This is a genomic window from Anaerococcus obesiensis ph10 (assembly GCF_000311745.1).
Lineage (GTDB): Bacteria > Bacillota > Clostridia > Tissierellales > Peptoniphilaceae > Anaerococcus > Anaerococcus vaginalis.
The window spans coordinates 70,114-87,531 of the sequence record NZ_HE978532.1 but is presented as its reverse complement, the minus strand read 5'-3'; the positions used below and the strand labels follow the sequence as shown (position 1 = coordinate 87,531).

Below are 17,418 nucleotides of genomic sequence, written 5' to 3'. Positions count from 1 at the left end.
TATACTTCCAACTCCAAGCCTCTATTCAATTAAAAATATCATAGTTTCTTTCAGCAAACGAAACCTCTCTGCGATTAATATTTTTTAATTTACTTAACTCTTCTTAGTATTGATAAGATAATACCATGCTTTTTAAACTTTGTCAAATATATTTATAAATATTTTAATATTTCACTTTTAGAGTGCAGCAAAGATTTTTTGATTTTTATAAAAATAATTGAATTTTTAAAATTAAAAACTCTTACAAATTAATGTAAGAGTTCTACCTATAAATTTTCTACCAAATTTTTAATTTTATCTCTAAATTCTTTTGCGATTTTTATATCGAAATTTTCGCCGGCTGTTTGGAAGTAGTGGTTTAATTCTTTTACTGATTTTGCTATTTCTGGATTTTCTTTGCCACTTTCTTCTTTTATTTTGCTTGCTTTTTCTAAGTAGGTATTTATTTCTTCTACAATTTGCATTGTTTTGTGTTCTTGGTCGTTTTCTTCTAGTAAATATCTAAGTGTCCATTTTATATTTGTTGGAGTGATTGTTGCTTTGTGTTCTATCACAATGCCGTTTTCTCTCATTTTATCTATAAATGGAAACAAATCATTTTCTTCAAAATCTTTAAAAAACGCAAAGGTAAAATCAAATTCTTTTATATATTCTCCTTCGGATTCTATTTTTTCAAAACCATCAATTTCTGCAAGGTAGCCTACTTTTTGTTCAACATCTTCCATGCCAATTATTTTTAATTTTACATTTTCTTTTTTGCATAAAATTCTTAATTTTTCTTTTTCTATATCATTAGCGTTAAATAAAATTATTAAAGCCATACAATCTCCTTTTATTTTTAATTATTATTACTATACCCAAAAAGTTATTTTACTCACTTTTGGGTATAATATAATAAGAGAAAAATTTGGGGAGAGATTTATGAAAGATTATAATTATGAAAATACTAGAATAAAAGAAATTAATAAATTGCTTGATGAGGCAAGAGAAGCCCTTGGAGTTTTGCAAAGAGCAAGTATAAGAGTGGGAAAGGCGTCTGATTATTCTATTACAGGTCTTGTTGGACGAAATATTGTTGGAGATTTTTTAAGATCAAATAAAAATAATGTAATTAATAAATCGATTGATAGAAGTCAAGATGTTTTATTAAAACTTCATGCTGATTTATTGATTTTTGATCCAAATCTTGCAAGTATTCTAGATCTTCCTTATAAACTTAGTGAATTTTCAAGACCTAGAAATGCTCTTTCTGATATGAAATTAAGGATTGATATGAGAAAAAAGAAATTGGATATTCAAAAATCTGAAAAAAAACTTATCACTCTTATAAAAAAACTTTCTAAGGAAAAATCTAAGGAAATAAATAAAATCAAAAAAGATATTGAACTTAAATCTTTTGAAAATTAAATATTTTGGGATAATATCACCTTTTTACTTATTTATAAGTAGGAGGTGATTTTTTTATGGAAAAAATTTTTAAAGGAGAAAATATGGATAAATTTAAGGACTTAGTAAAAATATTTTTTACTATTTTTGGCTCTTGGCTAGGATTTTTTCTTGGAGATTTGGATATTTTTATCTATAGTCTTGTAGTCTTTGTGATTTGCGATTATATTTCTGGAATTATAAGGGCAGGATTTGAGAGAAAATTATCATCAAAAATAGGTTTTAAGGGGATTTTGAAAAAAATTATGATTTTTATAATAGTAGGAATTGCAAATATTTGCGATAAAAATTTGATTAAGAACCAAGCTATGATAAGAAGTTCGATAATATTTTTTTATATTGCAAATGAGGGACTTTCAATTCTTGAAAATGCCCTTGCTATGGATTTGCCAATTCCTAAAAAATTAAAAATACTTCTTGAACAATTCAAAGAAGAAAAATAAAAGATTTAGAAAAAGCATTGGACTTTTATGTTCAATGCTTTTTTTGTGTTTTACTTATATTTTTATATTTTACACTCCATTTTTATAAAGATAAAAAGAATAGATCGCAGGAATTATTCCTATTATCATAAATGTTAAAAAAATCAAATATTCATTTCCTATAAAGGGAGTCAATAAGAAAAATATTCCTCCAAGTATAAAAAAATATCCTGCAAGTCTGTGAGTTTTATTCCAATTTTCGTCACTATTTAAAGTCCAAGGAAGTTTGATTCCAACTGTATAATTTCTTTTTGTTTTTGGCAAATAATTTCCAATTAAAATTAAAAGAAAACCTACGAATATAGAAATTATTACCATAACATTGATCTTTTTCCCAAGCCCATAAAAAACGCTGATTACAAAAGTTATGAGCATAACCAAAGGAATTGTTGCCTTGCCGATTGTTATTACAAAATTATTTTTGTCTTTGTTTTTTGGGTCGTTATCAAGCATAAAGCAAGAAAAAATATTTAAAAAAATCAAAAGCAAGGGTGTTGTTATTAGGGTTGTAAATTTACTTGAATAGCCATCGATTTTGTTATTGAATCCCCAATGAGTAGGCAAAGTTTCTGGCATTTTTTTGTAAAATAATAAATTTACAAGGGCAAATAACAAGATAGAAAAAATTACAGAAATCACACTTTCTTTTTTAAATTTAATTTTATTTTTCATTTTCTACTCCTTTAAATTTCACAAACCAAGTCATTATATCCTCAAAAATACTTGTGTTTAGCTCGTAATAAATAAAATTTTTCTTTTTTGTTTCATAAATTAAATCTTCATTTTTTAATAATTTTAAATGGTGGGAGATGGTTGCCTTTGATAAGTCAAAATTTTCAGCAATTTCTCCCGCATTCATAGATCCTTTTTTTCTCAATAAATTTAAAATTTCAATTCTTACTGGATCAGATAAAGCTTTAAAAGTATCAGAAAACAATTTATCACTCCCTTTCAATCTATTTTGATAATTATCTAAATAGTTATCTTTATTATAGAATGTAAAATTAAAAAAGTCAAATCTATTTCGAAAAATATCTAAATAGATTTGACTTATAATTATTTTTAAATATTTTAAAATTTTTGAAAGGTCCAAGAATTTTTTATTTCATTAAAATTATTTCAATGACAATTACACTAATCACTAGACTTTTTGAATATTTTAGTATTGTAAATATAATAATATAGAAATAAGGAGAATTATGGCTGAAATTTTTTATAGAACTTATCCAAAAAAATTGAATAAAGATAAATCAGATTTGGGTTTTGTGGATATTTATGATCTTGATAAAAGATTTATGCTTGCAAAAATTCTTGGGGCTGATTGTTTGATAATAGAAGATATTTTCAAAAAGGATAAAAATAATTTTTTTGATTACGCGCAAGTTGATAAAAATTTGGGTCAAACTAGAGATTTTGTAGGAGAAATCTTATTGTGCCATGAGATGTCTTTGTCTATAATTTTAAGGATTGATATAAATAAAATAAATGGGCAAATGGAAGCGAAAAATATTTTGGCAATTTTAAATTTCTGGATTGATAAGGGGATTGATGGATTTTTATTTGATGATTGTAAAAATTCTAAAATAAATTTTAGGGAAGTCCTTTTATATTTGAAAAAAACTTACAAAAATCTGATTTTAATTGTAAATACAAAAAATGGGGAAGAATATAAAAATATTTGTAAAATTGTAGATTTATCTTATAAAAGTATGGAAAATGAAAATTTGAAAGAATTTATTTTAAATGAAAATAAAAATTCAAATATATTTTCTTTAAATAATGATTTTGATTTTTCTTGTCTTAATTTTTTGGATTTTAAACATTTTTACACAATATCAGCAAAACTTATAGCTATTATTACACTAATAAGGCAAAATGATATTTTTATTAAAGAAGGGGAAGAAACTTTATATTATTTAGATAAAATTGATTCTAGGATTAGAAAGGAAATATTTGATTTTTATAGGGAGATTTTTTTGGTAAGATATGATTATCTTGATATAATTAGAGGGGGATATTTTCCCATAAAATTAAAGGATAAAGATGTTCTTTCCTATATGTTTTACAATGGGAAAAAAGCTCTTGTGATTTTAAATAATCTTTGTCAAAAAGATATAATAGTAGATTTGCCAAAATTTATTGATATAAGAAAATCAACTTTTGTAATTGGAAATATTTCCAAAAGAACTATTGTAAAAAATATCAATTTGAGAGCTTATGAATCTTTTGTATTTGAAACTTACATAAAATAATTTATAAAAGGAGATAAGAATGGTTGAAAAAAATAATAAATTTGTACCAGAAGTACATTCAAAACTTAGAAAATCTTTTATAACAATGCCTGAAGAAATTTACAAGGCAAGTGGAATAAAAATTTATGAAAAAAGAATAAAATCTTTACTTTTTACAACAGATCTTGCAATAATAAGAAATTCTAATGCGGATTCTATTATGGCAGTTTATCCCTACACTCCACAAAATACAATTGCTCAATCAATAATTTCAACTGCATCAGTTCCTTGTTTTATTGGTGTTGGTGGAGGTACAACTCAAGGAGCAAGATCAAAATATATTGCTTTTGATGCAGAGCTTGAAGGAGCTTATGGTGTTGTTGTAAATTCTCCGATTCCAAATGAAGATATTAAAGCAATCTCAGAATTTGTAGACATACCAGTGATTGCAACTGTAACTGGCTTTAAAGATGATGTTTTGGGAAAAATAGAAGCAGGTGCAGAAATTTTAAATGTATCTGGTGGTCCAAAAACTCCAGAGCTTGTCGCTGAAATTAGAAAAATAATTGGGCATAAATTTCCGATTATAGCAACTGGTGGAAGTAAAGCTGAATCAATTAAAAAAACAATTGACGCAGGAGCAAATGCAATTTCCTACACAGCACCATCATCAGCAGAAGTTTTTGGAGAAATGATGGATAGGTATAGGAAGTAGGATTTATATTTTTTAAAATTTTAATAAGGAGAAAAAATGTATAAGGGCTACATAACAGATATTGAAGGAATAAAAGTAGGTCATGCTCAAAATTTTGATGCGGGAACTGGTCTTACGGTTTTGATTCCTCCAAAAGGAAATACAGCAAGTGTTGATGTAAGAGGAGGAGGAGGGCCAGGAACTCGCGAAACTGATCTTTTAAATCCTGTAAATACTGTAAGCGAAGTTTCAGCTATAGTTTTATCTGGAGGTTCTTCTTATGGCCTTGCAGGTTCAATTGGAGTCGTTGAAGAATTAGAAAAAGATGGAAGAGGATTTGAAGTTCCAAGTGGAATTGTTCCCATAGTTCCCCAAGCAATTTTATACGATTTGGATTATAAATCTTACAAAATTAGACCGGATAAAAAAATGGGAAGCGATGCTTACAAAAATGCAAGTTTTGATGAAAATCGTCAAGGAATAATTGGGGCAGGGACTGGAGCTACAGTTGGAAAGGCCTTGGGAAAAGAATTTTTGATGAAATCAGGACTTGGCTCTGCTACGATAAGCGTTGGCGATTTAAAAGTTTCTGCTATTGTTGCAGTAAATGCCATGGGAGATATTTTTGATGATGAAAAAAATAAACAAATTGCAGGAATTTTAAAAAATAATAAATTCATTCCAACCCTTGATGTTTTAGAAAAAATTTCTGAAAAAAATTCTTTGAACACAACAATTGGAATTGTTGCAACAAATGGAAAATTTAATAAAACTGAGCTTAGAAAAATCGCCTCAATGACTCACAACGGCTATGCCAGAGCAATTAGACCAGTTCACACAATGATGGATGGAGATACAATTTTTTCTCTTGCTACAAATAAAATAAAGGCAGATTTAAATCTAGTAGGAAGCCTTGGGGCAAAAGTTATGGCTCGTGCAATTGCAAATGCAATTTATTTTTCTAATATAGAAAATTCTTCCGAATTTATTTAATAAAATTATTGACTTTTAAAACTAATTATAGTAACATAGATAAGAATTCTCTACTCCGACAAAAGATCGGGGTCAAAGACCAAAGGGAGGTGAATAAGATGAATAACTACGAAGCAGTATTGATTTACAAACCAGAAATTTCAGATGAAGAAAGAAATAAATCTTTAGAAATCTTCAAAGGTATTATAGCTGAAAGTGGAGAAGTAGAATCTGTAGATGACTGGGGAAAAAGAAAACTTGCATACGAAATCAACTACATCAAAGAAGGATATTATTATATCGTTGATTTCAAAGCTAGTGGTGACCACATCAAAGAATTTGAAAGAAGACTTAGAATATCTGATTTAATTCTTAGATATATGGTAATCAGAAAAGAGGACTAAATGAATAAAGTTTTTCTTATAGGAAGATTAACAAAAGATCCAGATTTGAGATACACTCAACAAGGACAAGCAGTTGTTAGTTTTTCTTTAGCAGTTGATAGAGGTTTAAGTAAACAAAAACGACAAGAAATGGAATCAATGAATCGTCCAACAGCCGATTTTCCACGAATTACAGTGTGGGGAGTTCAAGCTGAAAATGTATCAAGGTATCTAAAAAAAGGAAATCAATGTGCGATAGATGGTAGAATCCAAACAGGTTCTTACCAAGATAAAGATGGAAAAACAGTCTACACAACTGATGTTGTAGCAGACAGAGTTGAATTTTTAGAATCAAGATCAGATGGTCAATATCAAAATTATAACAATCCAATGAACCAAGATAATGGTTTTGGAAATATGAACCAAGATAATTCTTACAATAATTCAAATAATTTCCAACAAAACAACAATCAAAACATGAATAATAATGATGACTTTTTTGACGATGACTTTACAGAAATTGAAGACGACGGAAGAATTCCTTTCTAGATTTTAGGAGGATAAAATGCGTAGAAATTTCAGACCAAGAAAAAAAGTCGATCCATTTGTCAAAGACCCTTCAAAAGTAATAGATTATAAGGATATTGATACTCTAAAAAGATTTATTTCTGATAGAGGAAAGATCCTTCCAAGAAGAGTTACAGGACTAAATGCGAAACATCAAAGAGAAATTACAAGAGCAATCAAAAGAGCTAGACAAGTAGCTTTATTGCCATACGAAGATAATTAAAGATAAATAAAAATATAAACTTTCAATAAGCAAGCAAAAGACGCCTAAGGGTGTCTTTTTTTATATAAAAGTAAAATAAAATTATGGAAATAAATAAAAAAAGATATAGGGATGTGGATTCCTATTTTAAAAGAAAATTTAATAAAAAAATAATAAAAATTCCTCTTGATGGTGGATTTACTTGTCCAAATAGGGACGGAAAAATTTCAAAATTAGGTTGTATTTATTGTTCAGAAAATGGGGCGGGTGATTTTACAAGAAATGATGATTTGGATAAGCAAATAGATTTTCAAATTAATAGATTAAAAAAACCAAATAGAAAAGAAGGCTACATGGCATATTTTCAAAATTTCACTTCAACCTATGGAGATTTTGAAAAAATTAAAAAATTATTTTATAAGGCTATAAATAATCCAAATATTATGGGCTTATCTATTGCAACTCGTGCGGATTGTCTTTCAGATGAAGTAATTGACTTACTTGATGATTTGAATAAAAAAACTTTTCTAATTGTTGAGCTTGGTCTTCAATCTGTAAATGAAAAATCTATAGAATTTATAAATAGAGGATATTCTCACAAGGAATTTGATAAGGGACTTTTAAAATTAAAAGAAAAAAATATAAAATGCTTGGCTCATCTTATAATTGGACTTCCAAACGAAAATTTGAATGATTATCTTAGAGCAATTTCTTATATAAACGAAAGAGAATTTTGGGCAATTAAAATTCACAATCTTTATATAGAAAAAGGCTCTAGAATTTATGATTATTATTTGGAAAATCAAAATGAATTTACTATGACTTTGGATCAGTTTGTCGATTATGTTATACTTATTTTGGAGAATTTAAATCCAAACATAATTGTCCAAAGACTAACCGGAGATGGACGCCGTGATAGAATTATTTGGCCGATTTGGTCAAAAAATAAGGCAAAAGTTTTATCTACAATTGATAAAAAATTAAAGGATAGAAATAAAAATCAGGGGGATTTATGGAAAGAGAAATAGGAAGTTTTTTTATAGAAGGCTATAATTTTGACACAAAAACTTATGATAACAAGGATAATACACTTTTATTGGTAATTGATTTGCAAGAAAAATTGATGCCAGCAATTTATGAATCTGATAAAATAATTAAAAATTCAGCTTGTCTATTAAAAGTTTTTGAAATGTACGGAATTAAAAAAATTGCAACAGAACAATATCCAAAAGGACTTGGACAAAGTGTAGATGAAATAAAAGAAAATCTTGATGATGAGAATATTTTTTCAAAAACTAGCTTTGATGCAATCACAGATGAAGTTTCTTCTTATTTAAAAGAAAATAAAATCACAAATGTAATAATAACAGGAGCAGAAACTCATATTTGTGTTTATCAAACAGTAAGAAGATTGTTGTTTGAAGGATATAAGGTTTTTGTGGTTGAAGATGCTGTATCAAGTTTTAATAAAGAGCAAAAAGATTTGGGCTTAAAATCTATGTCTGATATGGGAGCAAGCCTTGTAAATACAGAAATGCTGATGTTCGATTTGGCAAGTGATGCAAAAGATGAAAATTTTAAAGAAATTTCTAAAATGGTAAAAAATTTAAGAAAATAATTTAGCCTTCTTATGAAGGCGCAGAACGTAGACAAACCCTCAAGCACGAATATCTGACTCCAAAAATTGTTGATTTCTAAATTTCAAAATTCTAAAATCGCAAACTCAAGCTACGCTCTCATACAGTGCGATTTTTGACAAATTTTTAAATTTGAAATCAAATCAATTTTTTACGTATGATATTCTTAGCATGAGGATTTGTATACATTTCAACAGTCTAAGCCTTCTTATGAAGGCTATTTTTGTGCTTATTTTTATTTTTTTTATAATAAATAATTTCTAAATAATCCTTGATGAATTTTTCTTTTTATCTTATTATATATTGATACAAGTTTGGTTTTTTGTGTTTTAAAATTGTTAAAAATATTAGGTAAATTTGCAATAAGTTTACAAAAAATATTTTATATAATTTAATTGATAAAACCGACTTATTTGCTTGTATTTGACTTTATTTATAATAAAATATATAAGGTAGATATTTTTATTCTATTTGTATTTAAATATTTTGATATATAGGAAAGGAAAATGTATGAATTTACATATGGGACTTGATGTCGGATCTACGACTGTAAAGATTGTTATAACTGATGAAAATTTTAACACTCTTTATTCAGTTTATAGACGACATAAATCAGATGTAAAACAAACAGTTACAAATGTTTTGATGGAGGCCTATGACAGGTTTAAAGATGATTATCTTACCGTAAATGTTACAGGCTCTGGTGGAATGTTTGTTGAAAAATATTTGGGCATTAATTTTGTGCAAGAAGTTATTGCTGAAACAAAAGCTATAAAAAAATTTATTCCTCAAACTGATGTTGTAATAGAACTTGGGGGCGAGGATTCAAAAATAACTTATCTCAAAGGCTCTGTTGAGCAAAGAATGAATTCTATTTGTGCTGGTGGAACGGGCGCTTTTATTGATCAAATGGCAGCCCTTCTTGATACAGATGCTAAAGGTTTAAATGAATTAAGTAAAAATTATAAAAAAATTTATCCAATTGCAAGTCGTTGTGGGGTTTTTGCAAAAACTGACATACAAGCTCTTATGAATCAGGGGGCAAGCAGGGAAGATATAGCAATTTCTGTTTTTCAATCAGTTGTAAATCAAACAATTTCAAATCTTGCATGTGGAAGACCAATAAAAGGAAATGTAACTTTCTTGGGAGGACCACTTCATTTTTTGAAGGCTTTAAGAGATAGGTTTATTGAAACTTTGGGTGAGGAAGAAAATAATTTTTATATCCCAGAAGATGCAGAACTTTATGTGGCAAAGGGTGCTGCAATTTTATCTGAAAATGAAAAGCCAATTTCTTACAAATCTCTTATAAAATCTTTGGAAGAAGATAAAAAAGTTGATATGGAAATGACTAAGAAAATGGATAGGCTATTTGAAGATGAAAAAGATTATAAAAATTTTAAAATAAATCACAAGACAAATCTTGTAAAATATAGAAAAATAGAAGATTATGAAGGAGAAATTTTTCTTGGAATTGATGCAGGATCAACAACTTCAAAAATAGTTCTTATAAGTGAAGATAATGAAATTCTTTATGATGATTATAGGATGAATCTGGGAAGACCTCTCGAAGTTGTAATTTCTATGTTAAAAGATGCCTATAAAAAAATGCCTGCAAAAGCAAAAATTGTCTCATCAGGAATTTGTGGCTATGGGGAAGAATTTATTAGAAATGCTCTCCACATTGATAACGGCGAAGTTGAAACTATAGCTCATTATTCTGCGGCCAAATTTTTCAATCCAGATGTAGATTTTATTTTGGATATTGGAGGCCAAGATATGAAAGCTATGCATATTCGTGATGGAATTATAGATTCAATCCAATTAAACGAATCATGCTCATCAGGTTGTGGATCATTTTTGTCAACTTTTGCAGCAAGTGTTGGTCTTTCTGTAGAAGAATTTCAACAAAAAGCCCTTTTTGCAAAAGAGCCAGCAGATTTGGGTTCAAGATGTACAGTTTTTATGAATTCAAAGGTAAAACAAGCCCAAAAAGAAGGATCAGACGTTTCTGATATAGCGGCAGGACTTTGTTATTCTGTAATAAAAAATGCCATCCAAAAAGTTATAAAAGTTCGTGATCCAAAATCTCTAGGAAAAAATATAGTTGTCCAAGGTGGAACTTTTTATGGAGATGCAATCCTTAGAGCCTTTGAGAAATTATCATCAAGAAGTGTAACAAGACCAGAAATTTCTGGCCTTATGGGAGCTATGGGTATGGCTTTGATTTCCAAAGAAAAATCAACAGACCATTCCAAAATTTTATCGGAAAGTGAAATAGATAATTTTACCTATACACAAAAATCTGCAAGGTGTGGAAGATGTACAAATAATTGTTCCCTACAAATAAATATTTTCCCAGATGGATCAAGATTTATAACAGGAAATAGGTGCGAAAGAGGAGCTGGAGTAAAACAAGAAGAAACTTTGGCAGATCTTAATATGTACAAATTTAAAAATAAACTTTTGTTTGATAGGAAGACTTTGGGAGAAAAAAATATTTTTGGAAAAGTTGGACTACCAAGAGTTTTAAATATGTATGAAGATTATCCTTTCTGGCATGAATTTTTCACTTCCTTAGGTTTTGATGTTATTTTATCGGATGAATCAAATAGAAAAATTTATGAAAAAGGGATTGCAACAATTTCATCAGAAACTGCTTGCTATCCTGCAAAAATTGCCCACGGCCATATAGAAAATTTGCTAGAAAAAAATATAGATATGATTTTTTATCCTGCAATTTTTTATGAGTACAAGCAATTTGATAAGGCACAAAATCACATGAATTGTCCAGTTGTGTCAGGTTATCCTGATGTAATTGAAAATAATGTTGATGGACTTAAAAATGTAAAATATTTAGCACCATATCTTTCATTTGAATCTGAAAAAATTATTGGAGATAGGCTAGTCGAAATTTTTGAAGGCTACGAACATGATGGATATGTTTTGAAGAAAAATCAAATAATAAATGCTGTAAAAAATGCTTGGCAAAAACAAGCTGATTATCATGAAGATATAAGAAAAAAAGGAAGAGAAATTTTAGAATATGTTCATGTAAATAAAGAAAAAGCCATAGTGCTTGCAGGTCGTCCTTATCATATAGATCCAGAAATAAATCATGGAATTCCAGAATTAATTGAATCAATGAGAATTCCAGTTTTATCAGAAGATGCCCTTGCTTATTCAACAGAAGATTTGGAAAAAGAGACAAGAGTTTTGGATCAATGGTCTTATCATGCAAGATTATATAGGGCGGCAGAATTTGTAGGCAAAGATCCTTGCCTTCAATTAGTTCAATTAAATTCATTTGGTTGTGGTCTTGATGCTGTTACAACCGACCAAGTTCAAGATATTTTAGAGGCAAACGGAAAAATTTATACTTTGTTAAAAATTGATGAGGTTTCAAATCTTGGAGCTGTAAAAATTAGAATTAGATCATTAATTCAAGCTCTAGACCAACAAGATGACAAGGAGCTTCATTTAAGAAAAAGAAAAGATAAAATTTCTTATGAAAATCATGAATTTACAAAAGCAATGAAGGAAGAAGGCTATACAATTCTTGCCCCACAAATGGCAAGAGAGCATTTCCAAATTTTGGAAAAACTTTTTAATGGAAATGGATACAAGATAGAATTTTTAAATAAAGTTGACGAGAAAGTAATAGATAATGGATTAAAATATGTAAACAATGATTCATGTTATCCTTCAATTACAGTTGTAGGTCAATTTATGGAAGCTGTAAATTCTGGAAGATATGATCCAAACAAGTTAGCACTTCTTATGACTCAAACAGGAGGAGCTTGTCGTGCATCAAATTATGTAGGCTATATTAGAAAGGCCCTAAAAGATGCTGGCTATCCACAAATTCCAGTTATTGCCTTATCAGCTCAAGGAATAGAATCACACTCAGGTTTTGATTTAAAAAAAGTTTCAAATATTCCTTTACTAGTAAATTCACTAAGAGCCTTGTTATTAGGAGATTTAATAAATAGAGTTTCAAACGCTACAAGACCTTATGAAAAAGAAAAAGGCTCTGTAGATAAATTGAAAGAAAAATGGATTGAAATTTGTAGAGATAATATTGTAAAAATGAGTTCAAAATCTTACAGAAAAATTATAAACGATATTGTAGAAGATTTTGATGAGATTGAAGTTTTAGATATTAAAAAACCAAAAGCAGGAATTGTTGGAGAAATTCTTGTAAAATATTTAAAAGAAGCAAACAACCATCTGCAAGATACCCTAGAAGCTGAAGGAGCAGAAGTAATAGTTCCAGATTTGATAGATTTCTTTATGTATTGTCTTGCAAACACACAAATAAAAAAAGATTTATATGGCAAAAGTCCAATGACAGCATTTTTTGGAAAAACAGCCATAAATACAATAGAATTTTATAGAAAGCCAATAAGAAAGGCTTTAAAAAATTCAAAAAGATTTGATGAGCCAGTCTATATAAATGACGTAAAAGACTTTGCAAAAGAAGTGACAAGTCTTGGCAATCAAGCAGGAGAAGGATGGCTTCTTGCAGGCGAAATGATAGAATTAATTCATCAAGATGCACCAAACATAGTTTGCATACAACCATTTGGTTGCTTACCAAACCACATCACAGGCAAGGGAGTAATGAAAAAAATCAGAGAAATTTATCCACAAGCAAACGTAGTAGCAATAGACTACGACCCAGGTGCAAGTGAAGTAAATCAAATAAATAGAGTAAAACTAATGATGAGTCAAGCAAGAGAAAATCTAAAAGAAAATGTAAAAAGCATAAAAAAAATCTAGCATTTTGCTAGATTTTTTTTTATAAATTTTTTCAACATGATTTGTAATAATTCCATTTGGATTTAAAATTTCTAATTTTTCATAATCTTCCTTCTTATTTGAAAACCAAATATTAGTCAAAACTCCCATATTTTTTAAATCAATAATTTCTTTTTGACTAACGGCAGTATTTTTTGGATGATAATATTGCAAATTTAAATCCTTGCAAAGATTTTTAATATTATCAACTCTTTTGCTAGTCAAATAGGCAAGGGGAATTTCAGTGTCAATTTCTCTAATTTTCTTTAAAGAATTTAAATTAAAAGAAGAAATAATAATTTTATCGACCAAGCCATAAGCATAAATTTTTCCCATCAAAAGCTTTTCAATATTTTTGTATTCAATTACATTTGTTTTTACTTCAATATTTGTAATAATATCCTTGTCTTTAAAATAAGAAAAATATTCATCAATATCAGAAATTTTTATATTTTCAAAATCCTTGTCGTAAGAAAAAGAATATTTTTGTAATTCTTCTAAGCTATGATCTTTTATAAAACCAGAACCATCACTTGTTCTGTCAATTTTTTCATCGTGAATTATAATTAATTCCTTATTTTTTGATAAATGAACATCAAGCTCAATAGCATAAACTCCCATTTCATAAGCTTTTTTAAAAGCAAGCATAGTATTTTCTGGATAAAGGGAAGAAAATCCCCTGTGCGCAATAATTTTCATAAAACCTCCTAGTAATTTATACCCAAAATAAAAATATAAATATTTGACAAGACATTTAGAACTTGGTATTATATTTAAGTACTTGCAGGATTGGCGGAATTGGCAGACGCGCAAGACTAAGGATCTTGTGTCCGATTTTAGGACGTGGAAGTTCAAATCTTCTATCCTGCACCATAGAAAAATTATACAAGGATATAAAAGGATATTGGCGGATATAAGCTGATGTCCTTTTATAATTATTAAATTTATTGGATATAAAGGGATATAAAGGGATATAAAAAGACGTGTTTGTAGTTTTTTTGTAGTTACTTATGATTTATATATAAAAAGGACAGTTGTTGAATCTGTCCTTTTTTCTATGCTATATTTTCCATGTATTTTACAAAATTGGATAAATCTTTTTCTTTTGAATCTTTTGTAACGTGTGTGTATATGTTTAAGGTTGTTTTTACATCTGCATGACCAAGTCTTGTTTGAACATATTTTATACTTGCTCCACTTGCGAATAATAGGCTTGCGTGGGTGTGTCTTAGGTCATGGACTCTTATTTTTTTGATTTTTGTTTCTTTTATAGCTTGATTTAGTTTGTCGGCTATATTGGATAGTCTTGAGAATTTTCCTTTTTTATTTGGGAAAATTAGTTTATATTTTGATTGAATTTTTAGTTTTTGGAGTGCTATGATTGTTTTATCATCTAGATCTATTGTTCTTATTGAGCTTTCTGTTTTAGGAGTTGATAAAACCACTTTTTTGTGTGCACCTATACTAAGGGTTTTATTTACAGTTAAAGTTTTATTTTTAAAGTCAATGTCATCCCATGTTAGGGCTAAAGTTTCGCCTCTTCTTAAACCTGTATAGATCATTAATCTAAATAAGGTGTACCAATATTGGTCATTTTTGTAATAATCTAAAAGTGTGTTTACTTCTTCTACAGTCAAAAAGTTTATTTGCTTTTTACCCTTTTTAAATTCTGGTAAAATTACATTGTCAAAAGGATTTACTTTTATGTAGTTCATTTTTATTGCAAATTCTATTATTCTTTTTGCATATCCAAAGTATTCTTTTCCTTTTACGTAATTTTTTAATGAAAGGGCAAAATTTTGGCAATCTTGGACTGTAATTTCTTGTATTTTTGTATGCCCAAATACTGGTAGAATATGAATTTCATATATGCTTGTGCAGGCTTCGTAGGTTGTTTCTTTTACTTTTGTTTTGTATATTTCTAACCATTGTTTATATACATTTTGATAGGATATGTTTCCTTCTTGTTCTTCTTCATATTCTTCTAATAATTTTGTGTATGCAAATATAGCTTCATTTCTTGTTTTAAATCCTGATCTTGTTGTTACTTTTCCGCCTAATCGTATTTGAAATTTGTAAAAATTTTTATTCTGTTTTTGGTATTTTGTTATTTTCATAATTTCTCTTATTTTGGTATAATAAGAGTGCAGAGATAATCTGCACTTTGCGTTAAAAGACTTCCTAACTTTGGTCGGTGGGGGAGTCTTTTTTTGTTTAAATATAAAATCTTATATGGTAGCCATAATTTTCTGTAGGTCCATATTTATTTGTAAAAGGGTCAAGGTCTTTACAAGGTCCTCCTGATATATCTGCTTTTACAAAGTATGGTAATCTGGCTTGTTTTAAAAATCTTTTTTTATCATCATGTGCAATATAACCAATTGTTTTTCCTTGGATAGAAGCTCTAACAGCGTTTTTATCATATTTATTGGTTGGTTCTCTTTCTATTTTAATTATTTGGTCTTTTAATCTATGATATTTATAGACTCTATTCAAATTACTTTTATCTAATTTTTTCCAATATGGATTTTCGTGGTCTTTTAAAAAATCTTCTAAATTTTCTGTATAGTAGTAAATACCAACTAACTCAAAATAATTATAATCGCTTTTATAAGTAGGTTTTTCAGTAGTTTTATTTACTTTTTGATTTTTATTTAGATCATTTAGTATATTTTTTAAATTATTTAGGTTTGTTTTTTTATCTTTGTTTTTGTCATTTCCTGAAAGTTTATTTTTAACATATATAAAAATTAGTACAGGTATAGATATTAAATATAGTAAAAGCAATATTGCTCCTAAATTTTCACTCATACCACTTATTATAGCTGTTACAAAAAAGCCTCCAATTAAATATAGTATTAGGTGTTTAATTTTTATATTTTTCATCTTTATTTCTCCACAATTATTAGATTATTTACTACCCTTAACATACATTCCAACCATTTCTCCAAGTATTCTAATATTAGTAGATTCATCTAAATCTATTATTATAGGGGAATAGGATTTATTTTCTGGTTGAAGTATTATTTGGTTTTCTTTTCTGTAGAATCTCTTTAAGGTAGTTGTATCATCAACAAAAACAGCAGCTATTGTTCCATTTTCTACTTGTGGGGTTTGTTTAAAAAATACTAAATCGCCTTCATGAATACCCGCATCTACCATCGAATCGCCGTCTGCATAGAGGCAGAAGTCGGAGTTTATTATTTCTGGATCTGCTGGGAAATATCCCTCGTAGTTTTCTACGGACATTACTGGTTTACCACATTGGATGTGACCTAGTATAGGAATTTTTATTATTTTTTTTACTGGTATTACTCCTGGTATATTTGTTAGGTCGGTTTTGTCTTCTATAAGGTCTGATTTTTCTATATTGAAATAATTTGCCAACATTTCTATTTTATCAATCCTAGGATAAGAATTTCCCTTTACCCAATCTGAAACTGTTGAATACGCTATGTTCAAAATTTTTGATAAATCCATAGTATTTATATTTTTATTGTCCATATAATTTCTAAGATTTCTTGAAAAAATTTTTTTATTACCTAAATCACTCATATTATTTTTTCCTTTCTTAAAATGAGTATAACACTTTAATCGTAAAAAAGTCAAGAATAAATCTTTAAAAATTACGCTTTAAATGTAAAAAATAAATAAAAGTTATAAAAAAATTTGACATCACGATTAAAGCGTGATATAGTGTAGATAATAAAGAAAGGAGAGAAAAATTATGAAAGATAAAAAGTTTACACTTAAAGCACTACGAATAAATGAGAATTTAACACAAGAAGAAGCTGGAGAAAAGCTCGGAGTTACTAAAGATACAATAAGTAGGTGGGAAAATGGAAAATCATATCCTAATGCAAAACAAATTCATTCAATAGAAAATTTATATGGTGTTAACTATGATGCTATTATTTTTTTGACATCTAATCACGGTTAAAGCGTAAGGATAAAATATTTTTAAAAAATTTAATAAATAAAATCATAGAGATTTATTTTGGTGG

Annotated in this window: 19 protein-coding genes, 1 tRNA gene and 1 other annotated feature (1 of these 21 only partly in view); of the genes, 13 read left to right on the top strand and 7 right to left on the bottom strand. The window is 28.2% G+C overall.

All coding sequences use genetic code 11. The annotated features are described in order from the left end of the window. Positions 1-114, bottom strand: a binding site (T-box leader) (it extends 96 nt beyond the left edge of the window). A gap of 152 nt (positions 115-266) precedes the next feature. Next, complete coding sequence (locus tag HGAG_RS06515) at positions 267-821, bottom strand: DUF3783 domain-containing protein (RefSeq protein ID WP_019118407.1); 555 nt, start codon at positions 819-821, stop codon at positions 267-269. A 100-nt stretch (positions 822-921) separates the two neighbouring features. Here HGAG_RS06515 and HGAG_RS06510 point away from each other — a divergent pair, with 100 nt between their 5' ends. Both HGAG_RS06510 and HGAG_RS06505 read left to right on the top strand, forming a co-directional pair. Then, on the top strand, positions 922-1,407 hold the full coding sequence (locus HGAG_RS06510) for a hypothetical protein (RefSeq protein ID WP_019118406.1): 486 nt from the start codon (positions 922-924) through the stop codon (positions 1,405-1,407). A 56-nt stretch (positions 1,408-1,463) separates the two neighbouring features. Beyond that, on the top strand, positions 1,464-1,889 hold the full coding sequence (locus HGAG_RS06505) for a phage holin family protein (RefSeq protein ID WP_019118405.1): 426 nt from the start codon (positions 1,464-1,466) through the stop codon (positions 1,887-1,889). A 69-nt stretch (positions 1,890-1,958) separates the two neighbouring features. Here HGAG_RS06505 and HGAG_RS06500 read toward each other — a convergent pair whose 3' ends face one another. Both HGAG_RS06500 and HGAG_RS06495 read right to left on the bottom strand, forming a co-directional pair. Next, positions 1,959-2,600: an SdpI family protein gene (locus tag HGAG_RS06500; protein ID WP_019118404.1), complete on the bottom strand. Its 642-nt coding sequence runs from the start codon at positions 2,598-2,600 to the stop codon at positions 1,959-1,961. Next, a complete protein-coding gene (locus HGAG_RS06495; RefSeq protein ID WP_026074061.1) occupies positions 2,590-2,865 on the bottom strand; it encodes an autorepressor SdpR family transcription factor in 276 nt (91 codons plus the stop codon). Before HGAG_RS06495 ends, HGAG_RS06500 begins: the two co-directional genes overlap by 11 nt. Positions 2,866-3,127: 262 nt before the next feature. Between HGAG_RS06495 and HGAG_RS06490 the strand changes: the two genes are divergently transcribed. From HGAG_RS06490 to HGAG_RS06450, 9 genes are all read left to right on the top strand, one after another. Next, positions 3,128-4,180: an alpha-amylase family protein gene (locus tag HGAG_RS06490; protein WP_019118402.1), complete on the top strand. Its 1,053-nt coding sequence runs from the start codon at positions 3,128-3,130 to the stop codon at positions 4,178-4,180. 19 nt (positions 4,181-4,199) lie between these two features. Then, positions 4,200-4,874: a beta/alpha barrel domain-containing protein gene (locus tag HGAG_RS06485; RefSeq protein ID WP_019118401.1), complete on the top strand. Its 675-nt coding sequence runs from the start codon at positions 4,200-4,202 to the stop codon at positions 4,872-4,874. Between the two features lie 36 nt (positions 4,875-4,910). After that, positions 4,911-5,846: a P1 family peptidase gene (locus HGAG_RS06480; RefSeq protein WP_019118400.1), complete on the top strand. Its 936-nt coding sequence runs from the start codon at positions 4,911-4,913 to the stop codon at positions 5,844-5,846. 98 nt (positions 5,847-5,944) lie between these two features. Continuing rightward, the gene (gene rpsF, locus HGAG_RS06475) at positions 5,945-6,229 is read left to right on the top strand and encodes a 30S ribosomal protein S6 (protein WP_019118399.1); all 285 of its coding nucleotides are present in this window, start codon (positions 5,945-5,947) and stop codon (positions 6,227-6,229) included. Next, entirely contained in the window at positions 6,230-6,757 is a 528-nt protein-coding gene (locus tag HGAG_RS06470) for a single-stranded DNA-binding protein (RefSeq protein ID WP_019118398.1), read from the top strand. 16 nt (positions 6,758-6,773) lie between these two features. Further along, positions 6,774-6,998 carry a 30S ribosomal protein S18 gene (gene rpsR, locus HGAG_RS06465; protein ID WP_004815577.1) on the top strand — a complete coding sequence of 75 codons (225 nt, stop codon included), beginning with the start codon at positions 6,774-6,776 and terminating at the stop codon, positions 6,996-6,998. An 83-nt stretch (positions 6,999-7,081) separates the two neighbouring features. Then, the gene (gene mnmL / locus HGAG_RS06460; protein ID WP_019118397.1) at positions 7,082-8,005 is read left to right on the top strand and encodes a tRNA modification radical SAM protein MnmL/YtqA; all 924 of its coding nucleotides are present in this window, start codon (positions 7,082-7,084) and stop codon (positions 8,003-8,005) included. Next, positions 7,990-8,595: an isochorismatase family protein gene (locus tag HGAG_RS06455; RefSeq protein WP_019118396.1), complete on the top strand. Its 606-nt coding sequence runs from the start codon at positions 7,990-7,992 to the stop codon at positions 8,593-8,595. The genes mnmL and HGAG_RS06455 overlap by 16 nt, the downstream gene beginning before the upstream one ends. A gap of 529 nt (positions 8,596-9,124) precedes the next feature. Then, positions 9,125-13,396, top strand: a complete 4,272-nt coding sequence (locus HGAG_RS06450) for a 2-hydroxyacyl-CoA dehydratase (protein WP_019118395.1) — start codon at positions 9,125-9,127, stop codon at positions 13,394-13,396. On the opposite strand, the gene HGAG_RS06445 is transcribed toward HGAG_RS06450, so the two are convergent. Continuing rightward, on the bottom strand, positions 13,361-14,113 hold the full coding sequence (locus HGAG_RS06445) for a glycerophosphodiester phosphodiesterase family protein (RefSeq protein WP_019118394.1): 753 nt from the start codon (positions 14,111-14,113) through the stop codon (positions 13,361-13,363). The genes HGAG_RS06450 and HGAG_RS06445 overlap by 36 nt on opposite strands. A gap of 84 nt (positions 14,114-14,197) precedes the next feature. On the opposite strand from HGAG_RS06445, the gene HGAG_RS06440 reads away from it, so the two are divergent. After that, positions 14,198-14,287: transfer RNA gene (locus HGAG_RS06440), tRNA-Leu, on the top strand. 182 nt (positions 14,288-14,469) lie between these two features. Here the strand turns inward: HGAG_RS06440 and HGAG_RS06435 are convergent. The 3 genes from HGAG_RS06435 to HGAG_RS06425 form a co-directional block, all read right to left on the bottom strand. After that, complete coding sequence (locus HGAG_RS06435) at positions 14,470-15,531, bottom strand: tyrosine-type recombinase/integrase (RefSeq protein ID WP_019118393.1); 1,062 nt, start codon at positions 15,529-15,531, stop codon at positions 14,470-14,472. Between the two features lie 97 nt (positions 15,532-15,628). Beyond that, positions 15,629-16,300, bottom strand: a complete 672-nt coding sequence (locus HGAG_RS06430; protein ID WP_019118392.1) for an HIRAN domain-containing protein — start codon at positions 16,298-16,300, stop codon at positions 15,629-15,631. A gap of 24 nt (positions 16,301-16,324) precedes the next feature. Next, the gene (locus HGAG_RS06425) at positions 16,325-16,969 is read right to left on the bottom strand and encodes a LexA family protein (RefSeq protein ID WP_019118391.1); all 645 of its coding nucleotides are present in this window, start codon (positions 16,967-16,969) and stop codon (positions 16,325-16,327) included. A 172-nt stretch (positions 16,970-17,141) separates the two neighbouring features. Between HGAG_RS06425 and HGAG_RS06420 the strand changes: the two genes are divergently transcribed. After that, positions 17,142-17,354: a helix-turn-helix transcriptional regulator gene (locus HGAG_RS06420; RefSeq protein WP_019118390.1), complete on the top strand. Its 213-nt coding sequence runs from the start codon at positions 17,142-17,144 to the stop codon at positions 17,352-17,354. The last annotated feature ends 64 nt before the right edge of the window (positions 17,355-17,418 follow it).